Source organism: Flavobacterium sp. LM4, assembly GCF_002017935.1.
Classification (GTDB): Bacteria; Bacteroidota; Bacteroidia; order Flavobacteriales; family Flavobacteriaceae; genus Flavobacterium; species Flavobacterium chungangense.
The window spans coordinates 1,053,555-1,072,353 of the sequence record NZ_MUFW01000001.1; the positions used below are offsets into that span (position 1 = coordinate 1,053,555).

General features: G+C 33.5%; 18 protein-coding genes. 9 read left to right on the forward strand and 9 right to left on the reverse strand.

Features of this window, described 5'->3' with window-relative positions; all coding sequences use genetic code 11:
- Positions 1-165 precede the first annotated feature (165 nt).
- From BXU10_RS04750 to BXU10_RS04765, 4 genes are all read right to left on the reverse strand, one after another.
- Positions 166-939 (reverse strand): carboxypeptidase-like regulatory domain-containing protein, encoded by a 774-nt coding sequence (locus tag BXU10_RS04750; protein WP_078226335.1) that lies wholly within the window; start codon positions 937-939, stop codon positions 166-168.
- A gap of 172 nt (positions 940-1,111) precedes the next feature.
- Positions 1,112-3,031: a DEAD/DEAH box helicase gene (locus tag BXU10_RS04755; RefSeq protein WP_078226336.1), complete on the reverse strand. Its 1,920-nt coding sequence runs from the start codon at positions 3,029-3,031 to the stop codon at positions 1,112-1,114.
- A gap of 194 nt (positions 3,032-3,225) precedes the next feature.
- Positions 3,226-3,804 (reverse strand): non-canonical purine NTP diphosphatase, encoded by a 579-nt coding sequence (locus tag BXU10_RS04760; RefSeq protein ID WP_078226337.1) that lies wholly within the window; start codon positions 3,802-3,804, stop codon positions 3,226-3,228.
- Positions 3,770-4,183 (reverse strand): DUF2809 domain-containing protein, encoded by a 414-nt coding sequence (locus tag BXU10_RS04765; RefSeq protein WP_078226338.1) that lies wholly within the window; start codon positions 4,181-4,183, stop codon positions 3,770-3,772. Before BXU10_RS04765 ends, BXU10_RS04760 begins: the two co-directional genes overlap by 35 nt.
- A gap of 142 nt (positions 4,184-4,325) precedes the next feature.
- On the opposite strand from BXU10_RS04765, the gene BXU10_RS04770 reads away from it, so the two are divergent.
- The 3 genes from BXU10_RS04770 to BXU10_RS04780 all read left to right on the forward strand — a co-directional run bounded on the left by BXU10_RS04770 (position 4,326) and on the right by BXU10_RS04780 (position 5,888).
- Entirely contained in the window at positions 4,326-4,775 is a 450-nt protein-coding gene (locus BXU10_RS04770; RefSeq protein ID WP_078226339.1) for a YhcH/YjgK/YiaL family protein, read from the forward strand.
- Positions 4,776-4,791: 16 nt separating this feature from the next.
- Positions 4,792-5,196, forward strand: coding sequence for a hypothetical protein (locus tag BXU10_RS04775; protein WP_078227914.1), 405 nt, complete (start codon positions 4,792-4,794; stop codon positions 5,194-5,196).
- A 263-nt stretch (positions 5,197-5,459) separates the two neighbouring features.
- Positions 5,460-5,888 carry a hypothetical protein gene (locus BXU10_RS04780; protein ID WP_078226340.1) on the forward strand — a complete coding sequence of 143 codons (429 nt, stop codon included), beginning with the start codon at positions 5,460-5,462 and terminating at the stop codon, positions 5,886-5,888.
- 59 nt (positions 5,889-5,947) lie between these two features.
- Here the strand turns inward: BXU10_RS04780 and BXU10_RS04785 are convergent, their stop codons facing one another.
- Together BXU10_RS04785 and BXU10_RS04790 are read right to left on the reverse strand one after the other, a co-directional pair.
- On the reverse strand, positions 5,948-7,459 hold the full coding sequence (locus tag BXU10_RS04785; RefSeq protein ID WP_078226341.1) for an FMN-binding glutamate synthase family protein: 1,512 nt from the start codon (positions 7,457-7,459) through the stop codon (positions 5,948-5,950).
- 31 nt (positions 7,460-7,490) lie between these two features.
- Positions 7,491-8,273, reverse strand: a complete 783-nt coding sequence (locus BXU10_RS04790; RefSeq protein WP_078226342.1) for an NYN domain-containing protein — start codon at positions 8,271-8,273, stop codon at positions 7,491-7,493.
- A gap of 283 nt (positions 8,274-8,556) precedes the next feature.
- Between BXU10_RS04790 and BXU10_RS04795 the strand changes: the two genes are divergently transcribed.
- The 6 genes from BXU10_RS04795 (at position 8,557) to BXU10_RS04820 (ending at position 13,418) form a co-directional block, all read left to right on the forward strand.
- On the forward strand, positions 8,557-9,819 hold the full coding sequence (locus tag BXU10_RS04795; RefSeq protein WP_078226343.1) for a pyridoxal phosphate-dependent aminotransferase family protein: 1,263 nt from the start codon (positions 8,557-8,559) through the stop codon (positions 9,817-9,819).
- Positions 9,820-9,926: 107 nt separating this feature from the next.
- Positions 9,927-10,403, forward strand: coding sequence for a hypothetical protein (locus BXU10_RS04800; RefSeq protein ID WP_078226344.1), 477 nt, complete (start codon positions 9,927-9,929; stop codon positions 10,401-10,403).
- A gap of 247 nt (positions 10,404-10,650) precedes the next feature.
- Positions 10,651-11,097 (forward strand): T9SS type A sorting domain-containing protein, encoded by a 447-nt coding sequence (locus BXU10_RS04805; protein WP_078226345.1) that lies wholly within the window; start codon positions 10,651-10,653, stop codon positions 11,095-11,097.
- A 9-nt stretch (positions 11,098-11,106) separates the two neighbouring features.
- Positions 11,107-11,253, forward strand: coding sequence for a hypothetical protein (locus tag BXU10_RS24940; protein WP_189328055.1), 147 nt, complete (start codon positions 11,107-11,109; stop codon positions 11,251-11,253).
- A gap of 40 nt (positions 11,254-11,293) precedes the next feature.
- Positions 11,294-12,468 (forward strand): IS3 family transposase gene (locus BXU10_RS04815; RefSeq protein ID WP_223255388.1). Its coding sequence is split into 2 segments (ribosomal slippage): positions 11,294-11,549 and positions 11,549-12,468, totalling 1,176 coding nucleotides; the frame shifts between segments, so codons are not numbered across the junction.
- A 104-nt stretch (positions 12,469-12,572) separates the two neighbouring features.
- Positions 12,573-13,418 (forward strand): hypothetical protein, encoded by an 846-nt coding sequence (locus BXU10_RS04820; protein ID WP_123921948.1) that lies wholly within the window; start codon positions 12,573-12,575, stop codon positions 13,416-13,418.
- Between the two features lie 236 nt (positions 13,419-13,654).
- On the opposite strand, the gene BXU10_RS04825 is transcribed toward BXU10_RS04820, so the two are convergent.
- From BXU10_RS04825 to purL, 3 genes are all read right to left on the reverse strand, one after another.
- Positions 13,655-14,065: a helix-turn-helix domain-containing protein gene (locus BXU10_RS04825; RefSeq protein WP_078226349.1), complete on the reverse strand. Its 411-nt coding sequence runs from the start codon at positions 14,063-14,065 to the stop codon at positions 13,655-13,657.
- Between the two features lie 420 nt (positions 14,066-14,485).
- Positions 14,486-14,917 carry a hypothetical protein gene (locus BXU10_RS04830; RefSeq protein ID WP_078226350.1) on the reverse strand — a complete coding sequence of 144 codons (432 nt, stop codon included), beginning with the start codon at positions 14,915-14,917 and terminating at the stop codon, positions 14,486-14,488.
- A 212-nt stretch (positions 14,918-15,129) separates the two neighbouring features.
- On the reverse strand, positions 15,130-18,783 hold the full coding sequence (gene purL / locus BXU10_RS04835) for a phosphoribosylformylglycinamidine synthase (RefSeq protein ID WP_078226351.1): 3,654 nt from the start codon (positions 18,781-18,783) through the stop codon (positions 15,130-15,132).
- Positions 18,784-18,799 lie beyond the last annotated feature (16 nt).

An 18,799-nucleotide genomic window follows, 5' to 3' on the forward strand; every position in this document is an offset into this window, starting at 1 on the left:
AACGGTTCTTTTTTTGATGTTTTCTTAGCATCCTGACTCTTTGCCATAATATGTTGATTTTAAATTAAATTAATAACATTAAAGTAAATGTAGTGTTTTTAAAATCCTTAAAGACATAAAAAAATCCCCAATTTTTAAAATTGAGGATGATATATGTGTTTCTAATTAATTTCGTTTCAATACCTTATATTGTTCGTAGCAGGCACTGATAGCATCCATAATTTGTAAATCATTTGCTTCCTGAATAAAGGCATCTGAATAACTGCATCGATGCAGGATTTCCGGAATTTCGTCCTTGCTTACACCTAACAATACAGATACAGTTTCGCGATCGTATTTTGATTCCAGAAGATTTCGAACAGTATCATCTTTTCTCATTTCTTTAAGCTTCTTAAGTTCTCGCCCGTTTTTACCAAAGAAGTTATAGAGCATATCGGCGGGATTAAAAATAGAACCCAAAACTTTTCCGAAAGCGTTTGGAGAATATTCACCTGCTTCGTAACCTTGTGTAAGCCCGGAAATACTATAACGGTAATTTTCTTTGGTTGGAATTAATTTTGAATCCACTTCAAGATAACCGGTTAAACTAAAAGGAGCAATAACAACTTCTTCAAGAGCAATTGCTTTTTCGGTAAGCTGAATTCTTGTGACTTTGTTTTTTATCCAGTCATTTGTAACTCTGATTCTTAGGGATTGAAAACCTAAAATAGAAAAATGAAGGGTGTCGTTAGCCTGAACATCTATTTCAAAATATCCTTTTGCATCAGACATAGCACCACGCACTTTGTTGGTGTTAATGACATTTACATTGGGAATAGGCTCTTTACTATTGTCGTTATAAATGTAACCGGAAACCCGTTGAGGAACAGTAGATGCCGTTTCCTGTGCGAAACCGATAGCTGAGAATAGTGTGAAAAAGAAAACTGTGAAATATTTCATATCCTGATTTAAAGCATTAAAAGTAGTAAATCGGGATTAAATATTTCGTAGTCTTGGAATATAATTATCAGAAAATTAACAAAGGCACTGATAAGATTATTTGATGTAAGAAAAAATCCCAAATTCCAATTATATCTGGAATTTGGGATTTGTATTTAAAGATATTAAATTATTAATCTCTTCTTGGTCTTCTTGGTCTTGGTGAATCACCAAAGCTTTCAGAACGTCTTGGAGCTCTGTCTGAACCACCTTCGGTTCTTGGAGTCGAGCTTCTAAAACCACCTTCTCTTTTAGGAGCAGATGAATTTCTGTCGCTTCTGAAGCCACCTTCTCTAGGAGCAGAGTTTCTGTCGCTTCTGAATCCACCACCAGAACCTTCACGTCTTGGGCCAAAACTTCCTCCGCCAGAACCTTCTCTTCTTGGTCCGCCAGAACTACGTCCGCCACCACGATTATTGTGGTCACGTCTTCCTCCACCGTCATTTTTAGAAATTTCAACATTAATACGACGTCCTTCTAATTGAACGTTGTTTAATACTTCCATTACTTTATCAGTGTGCTCAGGATCAGTATTAAAGAAAGAGAAACCTTCTTTTACATCTACTTTGAAAACGTCATCACGACCTAAGTCTAATGTTTCTTTCAAATAATCTTTAAGCGTCATCCAGTCAAAATTGTCTCTTGATCCGATGTTCACAAAATAACGAACTGCACCGTTATTATTGAACTCTCTTGGCTCAGAATCATTTCTCTCACGTCTTTCTCCAGATTGTGATGATAAATCTCTGTTTTTCTTGTAATAAGCAATAAAACGATTAAATTCTACAGATACCATTTTTTTAATCAGCTCTTCTTTAGATAAATCTTCAAGAACATTGTTGATTGCTGGCAAATAGTTGTCAATTTCGTGATCAACTTCAGTATCTTTAATTTTGGTTGCTAAGTGTAATAACTGAATTTCGCAGATTTCAATTCCGGATGGAATTGTTTTTTCTTCGAATTTTTGTTTAATGATTCTTTCGATAGAAGAAATTTTACGCAACTCACTTTTTGTAACAATAACAATAGAAGTCCCTAATTTCCCAGCTCTACCTGTACGCCCTGAACGGTGATTGTATGTTTCAATTTCGTCAGGAAGCTGGTAATTTACTACGTGAGTAATATTATCAACGTCAATACCACGTGCGGCAACGTCAGTAGCAACAAGCATCTGAATTTGTCTTCCACGGAAAGATTTCATTACACCATCACGTTGCGCCTGAGATAAATCTCCGTGCAATGCAGCTGCACTGTATCCATCTTCAATTAATTTTTCAGCTACCGCTTGTGTGTCTCTTTTTGTACGACAGAAAACCACAGAGAAAATATCCGGGTTTGCATCGGCTAAACGTTTTAAAGCCTCGTAACGATCACGTGCATTTACTAAGTAAAATTCGTGAGAAACTGTTGCAGAACCTGAGTTCTTAGCTCCAACAGTAATTTCTACAGGATCGCTCATGAATTGTTTTGCAATTCTGGCAACCTCTTGTGGCATAGTTGCAGAGAACAACCATGTACTTTTTTGATCTGGAGTATCGGATAAAATAGATACGATGTCTTCATAGAATCCCATGTTCAACATCTCATCAGCCTCATCAAGAATACAGTAATCTATATTTTTAATGTTAACCAAACCTCTGTTGATCATGTCCTGCATTCTTCCCGGAGTTGCTACAATAATTTGTGCTCCTCTCTTAATGTCCCTAGCTTGCTCTGTAATACTAGCCCCGCCGTAAACTGCTACCACATTAATACCTTTCTCGTATTTTGAGTAGTTTTTAAGTTCGTTGGTAATCTGTAAACAAAGTTCTCGTGTTGGCGATAAAACTAATGCTTGTGTATTTCTGTTGTCAGCATCAATTTTTTGAATTAGCGGAAAACCAAATGCTGCTGTTTTCCCTGTCCCTGTCTGAGCCAACGCAACCATATCTGTGTCTTTTTCCAATAATAGGGGAATCGCTTTCTCCTGTACTTCTGACGGATTCTCAAATCCTAGATCTAAAATCGCCTTCAGTAACGATTCATTCAATCCTAATTGTTCAAATTTATTCATATGTGTATTTAAAATAGGGTGCAAAATTACTGTTAATTATTCAGATAAACTAATGCTATTTTAAGAATTGTGTATTTGTTATTATTTGATTATCAAAAAGTTATGTTTGTAATGAAAAACATTTTGACAGTAAATCTAAAAAAACACGTCTCAAAATATAAAATTTACCTATTTAAATGTTGTATTTTAAACAATTATTTTGTTGAGTTCAGAAAATCAATTAGTTGCTCTGTTGCTTTTGCACGATGACTAATTTTGTTCTTTATTTCTGAAGCTAATTCGGCAAAAGTTTCCGTATAATTTTCAGGCTGAAAAATAGGATCGTATCCAAACCCGCGGTTTCCTGTTTTACTGAGGGTGATTTCTCCTTTTGCAATTCCGGTAAAAAGATGCTGTTCTCCGTTTAAGTTTAATGCAATAACGGTCTTGAACTTTGCAGTTCTGTCAGATTCCTCTTTTAAAGCATCTAAAAGTTTATCCATATTATCATTTGCATCTTTTTGTTCTCCGGCATATCGCGCCGAAAAAACACCAGGTGCTCCATTTAGAGCTGTAACTTCAAGTCCGGTATCATCGGCAAAGCAATCGTAACCGTATTTTTCAGTTATATAATTGGCTTTTAAAATAGCGTTTCCTTCTATAGTATTCGCTGTTTCCGATATTTCTTCGTGACAGCCAATTTCTTCCAGGCTTAATATTTGGATAGATCCGTTTAATATGCTTTGAATTTCTTTAATTTTATTCAGGTTGTTTGATGCAAAAACGAGTTTCATAAGTGATTTTTTTTAAAATAATTTTTTCAATAATTAATGTAACTGCAATTCCAAAAGTATATGCTATCAAATCAGTCCATAAAAAACCTTGTCCCAGAACATATCTTCCAAAAAGTGTTTTTCGTATTGCAATAATCCATTCTGCCTGACAAAGCTGAAAGAATTCAATGCAATAACAGACAAAAAGTGAAAGAATGCTAATTTGAACCGGTTTGTTTTTGATCAGAACTATTCTTGTCAAAATATAGATCATCACAGCATAGAGAAAATCTCCAAAGTACAAGGGGATAAAATCAATTTTTCGGGAAATAATTCCAAGAAAAATGACCGATATGAGCAACAGGAAATATATTGTTCTATAATTTTTCAAATGGAGCACTGGCTAGTTTTAGGGAAATTTGAGATAAACAAAGTTACAAAGAAGTTGTAATTGATTTTGTAAATTGAATAATTTATAGGATTTGGAATAAATTATTGTCTTATTTTTACAAGAAAATATCACTTTAAACGATAATAGAATTATGATAATAGATTCATTACAAAATGCAGCAAAATATGAAGTTTTGCATCCGTCTTTTAAAAAAGCTTTTGATTATTTACGCAATAATGATGTTCAAAACCTTCCGGCAGATTTTAAACATGAAACAGATGGTGTAAAGTTTTTTGGTTTTCAGGGTAAAGGAAAAACAATAGAAGAGAGTCTGGCAACTTTTGAATGTCATGATAAAAATGTTGATATTCAGTTTTGTATAAGTGAAACAGAAACTTTTGCATGGAAACCAAGAGCAGACTGCAAAACTCCAAATGGTGGTTATAATGAAGAGAAAGATGTACGTTTTTTTAGAGATGCACCTGATATGTTTTTTAAATTGAAAGAAAATCAATTTGTAATTCTTTTCCCTGAAGATGTGCATGCACCAATGATTACAGACGGATTACTGAATAAGATTGTAATAAAAGTTGAAATATAGCATCAAACCAAAAGTTATGATTAACAAAATATCCAAAGTTGCCTTTACTCTTTTTGTTGTAATGTTGCTGATAAGCTGTAAAAATACCAAACAAAAACTTCAGGAGTATGTTGTTACATACAACAAAACTATTGCTCCGAGTTTTCGAGCCGAAAATGTAACGCTTACTACAGCAAGAGGTTACATTAATGATAACAAAATAGAATTGCGTTTTGAAACTAATTTAAAACAAAACGAGGGCAAGAAAGTTGCTACTTCTGTAGCATTTGCAAAAATGAGACAATCCATGATTAAAAAAGATCAGATTCCAACAGAATTAATAGAAGAAGGAGTAGAATTTCACCTTTATTATTTGGCTGATGATAATACTGTTTTAAATAAGGAAGTGCTCACAAAGGAATCGCTTCAATATTTAAAATAATCAATCAAATTTTTATAATATACACCCCGATTAAATTCTTACATATAAAAGTCTCTTTAAGTTTAATTTAAAGAGACTTTTGTGTTTATAATTTAAAATAAATAGAATAAGTGTTTTTATTTATTCTTACAAATTGCTTTTTTTTAATTCTTAATTGATTTGTATTCAAGGAATTATGGGTTGTTTTTTTATACTCGGATGTTGTTTTTGTATTATAAATTAATTATGTTTGAGTTAAAAAATAACTATAAATCCAATAATTTATGAAAAAAACTACCCAAATCGCATTTGTTTTTGTTGTTGTATTAATGTTGGTAAGCTGTAAAAATACAAAGCAAAAAATTCAGGAACACGTAACGACCTACAATACTTCGAGTTCTATAAATGGTCCAAATATTACTAGTACCAGTGCCAAAGCATTTTTAAAAGATAATAAAATTGAAATAAGAATTGAAACCAATCTTGAGGAAACAGATGAAAACAAACTAGCTTACGGCAAATCATTTCCCGATTTATTGAAAGGAATGATCGAGAATAATCAGATTTCTAAAGAATTGATCGATGAAGATGTAAAGTTTGATGTTTATTTATTAGCCTATAATAACTCCATTATTGCAAAACAATTAATAGGTAAAGAAGAATTGGCCACTTTTACAGGTTCTGCAGTAAAAAAGGTCGCTGCAAAGCTCTGAATTTAGCTTTAAATATAAAAAGAAGCCTCTTTGTACTTGTGAACAAAGAGGCTTTTGTATTAATGATTGGTTACATTCGATAAATTATCAGGGAAATAAGAGTCGGATAAATTTGCAAATTCATCACCCCGCATGAAAATATTGATGTCAACATCAGCAAAACTCGATTTTCCGGCAGCAGCCAAAAGTTCATTCGCAGCATGTAGAGTGTTTTTGTGAAAATGATACACACGATCTGATTTATCGGTCACTACCAAACCTTTCATTAGCATTTTGTTTTGAGTGGCTACTCCTGTAGGACATTCATTATTGTGACAACGTAGTGCCTGTATACAGCCCAAAGAAAACATAAATCCTCTGGCACTATTGCACATATCTGCTCCCAAAGCAATGGCGTGAAGAATTGAATAACCAGAAATAATTTTTCCACTTCCGATAATACGTATTTTGTCCCTAATATTTAATCCTGTAAGCGTCTTGTTTACAAATATCAGAGCGGGTTCAAAAGGCATTCCTACACCATCAGAAAACTCTAAAGGAGCGGCACCGGTTCCTCCTTCGGCACCATCAACGGTAATGAAATCCGGATAAATATCTTCAGCAATCATTTCATGACAGATAGCTTCAAATTCTGCGGTGTTTCCAATACATAATTTAAATCCGATTGGTTTTCCGTTTGATAAATCACGCAATTGTTTAATGAAATAAATTAATCCTTTCGCATCAGAAAAAGCATGGTGCCCTGGAGGAGAAAGAATCATGGTATGTGGTTCTACGCCTCTTATCTTTGCAATTTGCACAGTATTTTTAGCCGCCGGAAGTACACCTCCGTGACCTGGTTTAGCACCTTGAGAAAGTTTAATTTCGATCATTTTTACGTTTGGAAGATTGGCTTTTTCAGAGAATTTTTCAGGATTGAAATTTCCTTCTGCATCGCGGCATCCAAAATAACCGGTACCAATCTGCCAGGTAATATCGCCTCCTCCTGCTAAATGAAACTCTGTTAATCCGCCTTCTCCTGTGTTTTGGTAGAAATTTCCTTTTTTAGCACCAATGTTTATGGCTCGAACCGCATGTTCACTCAGAGAACCAAAACTCATTGCAGAAACATTTAGTAATGAAGCTAGGTAAGGTTGTTTGCAATCTTTTCCGCCTACTAAAACCCGTGGTAATTCTTCGTTTACTTTTGCCGGAAAAATCGAATGTTTGATTCCTTCATAACTTCTTTCATTGAGATTTAACTGGGTTCCAAAAGGTGTATTGGAGTCAATATTTTTGGCTCTTTGATATACTAATGAACGCTGATTTCTGGAAAAAGGTTTTCCATCAGTAGATCTTTCGATAAAATACTGCTGAATTTCAGGCGCAATCATTTCAAAAAGATATCTGAAATAGCCCAAAACAGGAAAATTTCGTAAGATGGCATGTTTTTTCTGAAGGGTATTAAAAAATCCAATAACTAACAAAATGGGTAAAATAATTAGCAGTAAGAAACCAAGCTTGAAATAATAATATATGGCGGCAACAATTAGAAACAACAAGAAGCCGTAGATAAAGAATTTTTGTCTCATGTTTTTTTAATCTTAAAATATAAAATTTGATTTAGTTGAATCTCAGTCTGACATAAACATGTTTGATACCTTTTTTGTCAGACTCTCTTTCATCTATCTCCAGGATATCTGTTAATGATTTCAACATTGGCGTCAGTTTCGAAAAACCATAATTTCGAGGATCAAATTCGGGTTTTTTCTTCACAATTAAGTTTCCAACATCGCCTAAAAAAGCCCAGCCATCATCATCTTCAATATCTTCAATTGTGGCTTCAATTAAATCAATTGTACCGGTGTCTATTTTAGCTAAAGCCTTTGCAGCTGGCTTTTCTGCAGGTTTTTTTGAATCTGTTGCAGCAGTCGGTTTTGGTTTTTTCTTTTGAATGGCACCATCCAGAACTTCAATATAAATGAACCTGTCACAGGCAACAATAAAGGAGTTTGGAGTTTTCTTTTCGCCAATACCAATTACTTTCATTCCGGATTCCCGTAAACGAATGGCAAGACGTGTAAAATCGCTGTCACTGGAAACAATGCAAAAACCATCCAGTTTACCTGAATAAAGCAAATCCATGGCATCAATAATCAGTGCTGAATCTGAGGAGTTTTTACCTACGGTATAACTATATTGCTGAATAGGAGTTATGGCGTGTTCGAGTAAAACGCTTTTCCACCCATTAGAATTTGGCTTGGTCCAGTCAGCATAAATTCTTTTTGTTGTTGGGGTCCCAAATTTGGTTATTTCTTCCATCATTCCTTTTACATTGCTGTAAGGTACGTTGTCAGCATCAATAAGAACGGCTAATTTTAGGTCTTTCGTGTTGCTTAAAGCCATTAGATCAGGTGTTAAGATTTTTTGTTTAAAGTGTTTTAAAATTAATAAAAATAAAAACAATGTGAGTGCCTTTTGTCAAATTTATAACATCTTTAAATTATTGAATTTTTGAAAATGAATTAAGATTTTACGAGGAAATTTACTTCAAGTCTGAAAATTTTTCCTTAAAAGTTTATTAAAGAGCCGTTTTGAAACCGAATCATTTTTAAATTATTATGATACCAATGAATAAATTTTTATTTTTGCTCGCTGATTAAATTAAAAAAATAGTACTACATATATTATGGTAAAAGATTTATTCGAAAGAATTCAGAACAATAAAGGGCCATTAGGAAAATGGGCTTCTCAGGCAGAAGGTTATTTTGTATTTCCAAAATTAGAAGGAGATTTAGGTCCAAGAATGAAATTTCAGGGAAAAGAGGTTTTGAATTGGAGTTTGAATGACTATTTAGGTCTGGCAAACCATCCGGAAGTACGTAAAGCAGATGCAGATGCGGCTTTACAATATGGTGCTGCTGCCCCAATGGGAGCCCGTATGATGAGTGGTCATACTAAATATCATGAGCAATTAGAAAATGAATTAGCTGCTTTTGTAATGAAAGAATCGGCTTATTTATTGAATTTTGGTTATCAGGGAATGGTTTCTATAATCGATGCTTTGGTAACAAGAAATGATGTTATTGTATATGATGTTGATGGTCACGCCTGTATCATTGATGGTGTTCGTTTGCATAGCGGAAAACGTTTTACATATAAACATAACGATATCGAAAGTATGGAGAAAAACCTGCAGCGTGCTACCAAAATAGCTACAGAAACTGGAGGAGGAATTCTTTTTATTACTGAGGGTGTTTTTGGAATGCGTGGTCAGCAAGGAAAATTGAAAGAAATTGTAGAAATGAAAAAGAAATACAATTTCCGTCTTTTGGTTGATGATGCACACGGTTTTGGAACACTTGGAAAAACAGGAGCAGGAGCAGGTGAGGAGCAAGGTTGTCAGGATGGTATTGATGTATACTTTTCTACTTTTGCTAAATCGATGGCTAATATTGGTGCTTTTGTAGCTGCAGATAAAGACATAATTGATTATTTAAAATACAACTTACGTTCTCAAATGTTTGCGAAAGCTTTACCAATGATCCAAACAATTGGGTCATTAAAACGTTTACAAATGTTACGTGATAACCCAGGTTTAAAAGATAAATTATGGGAAAACGTAAACACTTTACAAAATGGTTTGAGAAGTAAAGGATTTAATATTGGCGATACCAATACTTGTGTTACACCGGTTTATCTTGAAGGAAGCGTACCGGAAGCGATGGTGATGGTAAATGATTTAAGAGAAAATTATGGTATTTTCTTGTCGATCGTAATTTATCCGGTTATTCCAAAAGGAATGATTTTATTGCGTGTTATTCCAACAGCATCACATACATTAGCTGATATTGCTGAAACGCTTACTGCTTTTGAAGCAATCCGTGAAAAATTAGTAAACGGGACATACAAGGAAATTGCTGCTAAAACTACTGTTGATTTAGATGCTTAAAATGTATTACTGGTATGGGAATTATATAAAAAAATCCATTCGTAATACGAGTGGATTTTTTTTTATTCAATTAATTTTATAAGTTAATAACAGTAAAATTTAAAATTATGAAAAAAATATTTGCAATAATGATTATGTTAAGTGTATTTATTTCTTGTAAAAAAGAATCAACACCACCACCAGCGGAAATAATTCCAAGCCCTCCTAAAGAAGCAGAAATTGTAGAGCCAGCCGGAGATCAATGTTATACCTGGAATGCAAAAGGCAGTACTATTGAGATGAGTTTTAATGTAAACTCTCATCAGGAAGTAAACGGAAAACTAAGCTATAATTTGGCAGGGAAAGATAAAAATGAAGGAACTTTAATAGGAAACATTTATGGAGATACTCTTATAGCTGATTATACTTTTGATTCAGAAGGTGTTTCATCAATTCGGGAAGTAGCATTTTTACAAAAAGACGGAACTTATATTGAAGGTTATGGAGATATTGTAGAAGCAAATGGAAAAGTGAGTTTTAAAGACAGAAAAACATTAAAATTTGATGTAAAAAATACATTGACCAAAGTAGATTGTCCCCAATAATATATAGTTTTCTAAATAAGGCAATAAAAAGCGTCCGAAATTTTCGGACGTTTTTTTGTTTTACAGATTTTCAAAGCTTTTGTCAACTCTCTCAATCGTTTTACCATTTTTTTATCGTTTTATAATAATTTGAAGTAAAAAGAAACATATATTATTTTATTGTAAATCACTAAATGTGGGTATTGTTTTGTAAGTCATTATTGATTGAATTTGCACCAAATTAAATTTTATAAAATACCCCATAGATATGATAAAAAAATTACCATTTCTTCTATTTCTATTGTCACTTTCGTCTATTGCCCAAACTAAAATAAAATTTAGTTATGATACTGCCGGCAATCAGGTAAGCAGGATATTGTGTACTAACTGTCCACCGGAAACTGGAAAACAAATCAAAGAAATTGAAGCACTTGTTGATGAAGATTTAGAAAAATTTTCAGCAGAAGATAGGTTCTCCTATTATCCTAATCCTGTAAAAGAAGAACTTTATTTAAAATGGGAACTGACGGATGACAATTATATAACTTCAATTCAGGTTTTTTCAATAACGGGGCAGGTTTTAAATACGTATACGGCAACTAAAAACAATAACACCCAAAACATTTTGTTTCAGTCTTATCCTTCCGGGGTTTATGTTGTATTACTCAATTATAAATCAGGCGATCCTAAAACAATTAAAATCATTAAACAATAAGATTTCGATATGAAACAATTTTACTTTTTCATTTTTATTTTAGTAACTCATTTTTCATTTTCTCAAAATTTTACAGATACTAAAGGCGAACTGCAGATAGCAGCTTCCGGTACTGCTACTTACACATTACCTATAGCCATGGATGTGCTAACTTAGCGTGGAGTTCTAGTTAAGGACAAAATCTTAACTTTAGACCATGAAAGAAAATCGTAAAAATTACGACCGCATTTTCAAAGAGAAAGCAGTCCAATTAAGTTATGAAAGAGATAATATCTCTCTACTTGCCAAGGAACTTGGTATTACAGCTGCTTTGCTTTATAAATGGCGCCAAGATTATCAAGAATTTGGAACGGGAAGTTTTCCTGGAAAAGGCAATTTAAAACTAAGTCCCGAACAAGAAAAAATTCATGAACTTGAAAAAAAATTAAAAGAAGCAGAATTAGAACGTGATATCTTAAAAAAGGCAATAAGCATCTTTTCCAAGGGAGGTCGATGATTTATCTTTTCATAAAAGACCATGAAAAAATATATTCGATTGAAAAGATGTGCAAAGTTTTAGCAGTAAGCAACAGCAGTTACTATAAATGGAAAAAACAGATTGTTTCAGAAAGGCAAAAACGAGTGATTTTAATAAAAGAAGCAATAACTTCAATATATTTTAATACCAAACAGCGATATGGAAGTCCAAGAATTACTTTAGAACTTCAAAATATAGGATATCAAATATCTAGAATAACAGTCGCTAAATACATGAAGCAATTAGGTTTGTACAGTAAATTGAGTAAAAAATTTAAAGTAACAACCAATTCAAAACATAATCATTTTGTTGTTCCAAATATCTTAAAAAGAGAATTTACGGTGAAGGAACCATCTAAAGCTTGGGTTTCAGATATAACATATATTCAAACAAAGGACGGATTTTTGTATCTCACAATTATTTTGGATTTGTTCGACAGAAAAATAATTGGCTGGAGTCTAAGCAATGGTTTGAGTACTAAACAAACTACATTAACAGCTTGGAAAATGGCACTTAAAAATCGAAAAATTACAAATGAATTAATATTCCACTCCGACAGAGGAATTCAATATGCTAATAAAAGCTTTACTAATATGCTTGACTCTTTTAAAACTGTCACTAGAAGTATGAGCCGTAAAGGAGATTGCTGGGATAATGCTGTTGCAGAAAGTTTTTTCAAATCACTAAAAACAGAATTAATTTATGGGAATAAACTAATTACTAAAGAACAAATGGAACTTGAAATTTTTGAATACATCGAAATTTGGTACAATAAAAAAAGAAGGCACTCTGCTTTGAACTATAAAACTATTGAAGAATTTAATAAATTAACTAATTACAAAAATGTAGCTTAACTTTTTCTCTACTTTTTGTTTGCATATCCAATTTGCATTTGATAATGGTGGGCGACCATATGAAAATGATCCATGGTATAAGGCAAACAAATAAAAAAAGTAAAATGAAAAGTATAAAAACAACTTTTATCTTGATGTTTTTGAGTTTTAAATTATTTGCTCAAATAGATTTTCCTCAAGATGTTATCGCAAAAAATGGGATAGTTAAGGCTTCAAAATATTTGGTCATATCAAAAAAGAATCCAAATTATTATAAAAAACCTGTTGGACTAATGTTACAATCTGAAATTTTATTCGATAGTAGAGGTCGGCTCATTAGTACTTGTAGTCCAAATGGTGCAGTAGCTTCACGTTCAGATTCTAAAGATATAAAACAATATTATTTTTATAAAGAAGATAAAATTATAAGAATATCGAGAGTTGATTTTGATTCAACATCAATCGAATATTTATATTTTGAGAAAAGAAATTTAATCTTGAAAACAAAGACTAATGATAAAAATGAAAGAATTGGATTGGAACTAATTTACAATGATACTAGTAATGGAAAAGAGTTAAAGAAAATAGAAATTGATTTTCATAATACGACAGACTTAAATCATTATGCTAATTTATATAAATCAAATATAACTTATTCTAAAAACATCAAAACATCAAAACAATCAAGAAAATTATTTAGTATATCAAAAGAGCAATTAAATATTTTTAAAACCTCAATTGAAATTGAAAATATTGAAAATGAATTGAGTGCAATTGAAAAAAGTAGCGCAATAGATGTTGTGAATTTCAAGACATTATTTATTTACAATGAACAAAAGCAATTAATAAAAGAAGTATCGGAAGACAGCGAAATAGAATATACTTACAATAAAAAAGGATTACTAATAAGTTATAGTAATAAGAATAAACAATATAATTTTATTTCAAAGTTTGTTTATTCTAAGGAGTGATAGGCTCTACCCTGATTGCGCAGATATGTAGACAACGATCGCGGAAATTTTTTCCGTGCCCCCGCAAAGAGACTCTATAAAGTATTTAAAAGTAAACCCTCGAAAATTGCGAGGGTTTACTTTTATATCAAACTTATTTTAGTATACTTTATAAAATGGTTAACTGTTGTAAGTAGACACCAAGCACTTGACAAACATGAACAACGTGAGTAAAGAATACTTCGAAAAACAAGGGGTTATTTACTGATTAGCTTTTCAAGCCTCGCCATCATTTCATCCTTCTCTTTCAGCATACGCTCATATAACGCAATTTTTTCTTCGTGAAGTTTTTTTAATTCGTCCAATGGATTGATGTTAAATACAGGCTTAGCGTTACCTATGTAAGCCTCTTTTTCAATATTAAACGTATTCGAAATAATATTTACCGCCTGTTCCTCATCAAAATTCTGAAAAGCTTCAACAGGAATTTTCAATATAGCAGAGATTTGTTTAAGCAGTTTGTCTTCAATAACATCTTTCTGCTCCAGCATAGAAATTTTTTTCTGATTCCAGTCTTCTCCCAGATCATAAGCCAATGCCTCCTGCTTTATATTAAGCATTTCTCTGAAGCGTTTAACGTTTCTTCCCTGATGAATTTTCTGTTCCATAATGAGTGTTAGTTTTCTGAAGGCTCAAAGATAAAGCCATCTGCATTAAAAAGTCTGAATTTCAAAGATAAAAAAATATCCGTAAAATATCCCTTTGTCAGATAGTATATCCAAATCTGGAATAGTTTATCCTTTTGAAAGAGTGGAATTTCGCTAGTGAATTTAAAATCTTCCCATTATGAAAAAGAATAAGATATACTTTGAAACTAATTTTTGAGTAGCGTATGAGGCAGAAACCCAGATCGCCCAGATATGCACAACGATAGTGCGGAAATTTTTTCCGTGCCGGCAAAGAAAGATCAACAGTTGTAAGTAGACAAACTCGCTAGAGCTCATCTGTTACTAACTACTTAAATTAGGGATTACTAACAATTGAAAAAATAAAAAATCTTATAAGCTGATTTTAAGTGGTCAAAGCCTTTATTGCACGTTGTAATCCTCGTAAATTTTTATTCTTTCGCCCATCAAAAACATTTTTTTCTTAGCAAAATGAATAGAAAACTGGCTATACATCCATTCGTCGCTGTCTTCCGTTCTGTACCAAAATGTATACGAAGCGCTGTTGTATCCTTCCTTCAGTATGGCAGTACCTTCCCAATTGCATTCTATGCCCCAATTTATTTTTTTCTTGGTCAGATCGTCATATTGTATCACTCCGGTTCCGTCTTCATTTAAAACCGTGCTTGGCTCTTTTTTGTCTGCAGGCAAGAATGTACCGGTAATATGATAAGGAAGAGTATTGGTAATATAATGTTCTTTTGATTTATATACGATTTGATCAACCTGAACTTGTGAATGTGATTTTATAGTAACAAAAAATAAGATAAAAAGGAATGTTTTGAGCGTTTTCATTTTACTTAGGTTTTACGTTTTGGAACTTATTTTAAAGAGGGGGGGCATTTATTTAGCTAATATACTTTAATTTTTGAAAGAAAATAACGGTTTATTTTTAATTAACCCAAAAAAAATATTTGAAAATATATAAGCAAAAATAAAATAGTTCTTTTAAAAAAAAACCTCAGCAATACATATTGCTGAGGCTGTCTATATAATGAAAACTAAATTTAGTTTTTCTCAATCCATTTTCTTGCATTCACAAAGGCTTCATGCCAAGGTGAAACCTCATCATTTCTGTCTTTTGGATAATGCGCCCAGTTCCATTGGAAAGTCGAACGCTCAATATGAGGCATCATCACCAAATGTCTTCCGGTTTTGTCACATAGCATTGCGGTGTTGTAATCAGAACCGTTCGGGTTTGCCGGATAACCTTCATAAGCATATTTAGAAACAATGTTGTAGTTTTCTTCGGCAAGAGGTAATTTAAATTTACCTTCTCCGTGAGAAACCCAAACTCCTAAAGTGCTTCCAGCCAGTGTCGATAACATAACCGAGTTATTCTCCTGAACTTTTACAGAAGTAAAGATACTTTCGTGTTTGTTACTTTCGTTATGGTGCATTTTTCCGTGAACTTCATGCTCCGGATTGATCACTTCTAATTCCATAAACAACTGGCAACCGTTACAAATTCCAACAGATAAAGTATCTTCTCTTTTAAAGAAATTATCCAAAGCTGTTTTTGCTTTTTCGTTGTATAAAAATGCTCCGGCCCAGCCTTTAGCAGAACCTAGAACATCAGAGTTAGAGAAACCTCCAACTGCTCCGATAAACTGAATATCTTCCAATGTTTCACGGCCCGAAATTAAATCCGTCATGTGAACGTCTTTTACGTCGAAACCTGCCAGGTACATTGCATTTGCCATTTCACGCTCAGAATTACTTCCTTTTTCACGGATAATAGCAGCTTTTGGTCTTGCTTTAGAAGCGTCAATTACAGGCGCTTTTCCAGTAAAATGTGCAGGGAAAGTATAATTTAAAGCCTGATTTTTATAGTTTTCAAAACGAGCTTTTGCAGTTCCGTTTTTAGATTGTTTTTGGTCTAATAAATATGAAGTTTCGAACCAGATATCTCTATAAGTCGGAATGTCTAAAGTCCAAAGTCCAAGGTCTAAAACTGCAGTTTGTTGAACTGAACCAATTTTGAAGAATTCGATATTGTTCGCATTTAATTTAGCTTCAACAGCTGCATCCGATTTTGCCTGGAAAACGATTCCGATGTTTTCAGCGAAAAGGATTTTCAATAAGTCTTTTTCCGCGAAAGCGCTGAAATCAATTTTTGCTCCAAGATTAACATCAGCAAAACACAATTCTAATAAAGTTGTGATTAAACCACCGCTTCCGATATCGTGACCTGCTAAAATTTGGCTTTCGCCGATTAATTCCTGAACCGTATTAAATGCATTTTTGAAGAAAGATGCGTCTTTAATCGTAGAAGTTTCGTTTCCGATGGTGTTTCTGATTTGTGCAAAAGAGGAACCTCCCAATTTGAAATCATCCTGAGACAAATTGATGTAATAAATTGAATCTCCGTTTTTCTGTAAAACCGGTTCAACTACTTTTCTAATATCTGTACAATTTCCTCCAGCCGAAATAATAACCGTTCCCGGTGCAATTACTTCGTCGTTTGGATATTTTTGTTTCATCGAAAGTGAATCTTTTCCTGTTGGAATATTGATTCCTAATTCGATTGCAAATTCTGAACAGCCTTCAACAGCAGCATATAAACGAGCGTCTTCACCTTCATTTTTACAAGCCCACATCCAGTTTGCAGATAATGAAATTCCTTTTAAACCATCTTTAATTGGCGCCCAAACAATGTTTGATAACGATTCTGCGATAGCATTTCTACTTCCCGCAACCGGATCAATCAAAGCAGCGATAGGAGCGTGCCCAATAGAAGTTGCAATTCCTTCTTTTCCTAAATAATCAAGAGCCATAACTCCAACATTATTCAAAGGCAATTGTAACGGTCCAGCATTTTGTTGTTTAGCAACTTTTCCTCCAACACAACGATCCACTTTGTTAGTCAACCAGTCTTTTGAAGCAACCGCTTCTAAACGTAAAACGTCTTTTAAATAACTTTCGAAGTCATTTGCTAAATAAGCAACATCAGCATATTTTCTATCGATAGTTTTATCTGTCATAACCGTTTTTGGAGAACTTCCAAAGAAATCTTCCAAAGCATAATCCATCGGTTTTGAACCATTTGATTTTGACTGAAAAGTAAAACGGTGATCTCCCGTTACATCTCCAACCTGATACATTGGTGAACGCTCTCTGTCGGCAATTCTTTGTAATGTATCAATATCTTTTTGACCAATAACCAATCCCATTCTTTCCTGAGATTCGTTACCGATAATTTCTTTTGCAGAAAGAGTAGGGTCTCCAACCGGTAATTTATCCAAATCGATCAAACCACCCGTTTCTTCCACCAATTCAGAAAGACAATTTAAGTGTCCACCAGCACCGTGATCGTGAATTGAAACAATTGGGTTATTGTCGCTTTCTACTAATCCGCGGATTGCATTTGCAGCACGTTTTTGCATTTCAGGGTTTGAACGCTGAATCGCATTTAATTCGATTCCTGAACCAAAAGCTCCTGTATCTGCAGAAGAAACCGCAGCACCACCCATTCCGATTCTATAATTTTCTCCACCTAAGATTACGATTTTATCGCCCTCTTGTGGTTTCTTTTTAATTGATTGATCCAGTTTTCCGTAACCAATTCCTCCCGCCTGCATGATTACTTTATCGTAACCAATTTTACGGTCATTTTCTGAATGTTCGAAAGTTAAAACCGAACCTGTAATTAACGGCTGACCAAATTTATTTCCGAAATCAGAAGCTCCGTTTGAAGCTTTGATTAAAATATCCATTGGTGTTTGGTACAACCATTTTCTTTCTTCAACTGCATTTTCCCATTTTCTGTCATCATTCAAACGAGAATATGAAGTCATATAAACAGCAGTTCCAGCTAATGGCAATGAACCTTGTCCACCAGCTAAACGGTCACGAATTTCTCCTCCAGATCCAGTTGCAGCTCCATTAAACGGTTCTACAGTTGTTGGGAAATTGTGCGTTTCGGCTTTTAAAGAGATAACCGAATCAAATTCTTTTACTTCATAAAAATCTGGTTTATCAGCAGATTTTGGTGCAAATTGCTGCACTTTTGGTCCTTTTACAAAAGCAACGTTATCTTTGTAAGCAGACACAATATCGTTAGGATTTTCCTGAGATGTTTTTTTGATTAATTTGAAAAGAGAAGTCTCTTTTTCTTCACCGTCAATAACAAAAGTTCCGTTGAAAATTTTGTGACGGCAGTGTTCTGAATTCGCCTGTGAGAAAGCAAAAATCTCAGAGTCAGTTAACTTTCTTTCTAGTTTAGTTGAAAGATTATTTAAATATTCTACTTCTTCTTCGCTTAAAGCTAAACCTTCTACTTTATTGTAAGTAGCAATATCATCAATTTCCAGAATTGGTTCCGGCTGAATGTTGATAGTGAAGATTTCCTGATCTAATTCATTGAATTTTTGAAAAAGCATTGGGTCAAAATCAGTAAAATTTTCCGTTGCAGGATGAAATTCTTCAATTCTGATAATGCCCGGAACACCCATATTTTGAGTGATTTCTACAGCATTTGTACTCCAGGGAGTGATCATTGTAGCACGCGGACCAACAAAAAATCCTGTCAATGCAGATTTTTCTATCTTATTTGCGTCGGCAAAAAGCCAGTTTAATTTTGAAATGTCTTGAGCTGAAATTTCGTTTTGCGTTTGTACGACAAAAACAGTTTTGCTTTGGTTTTCAAAGAAATGGATCATTTGTGTAGTTTGTTGT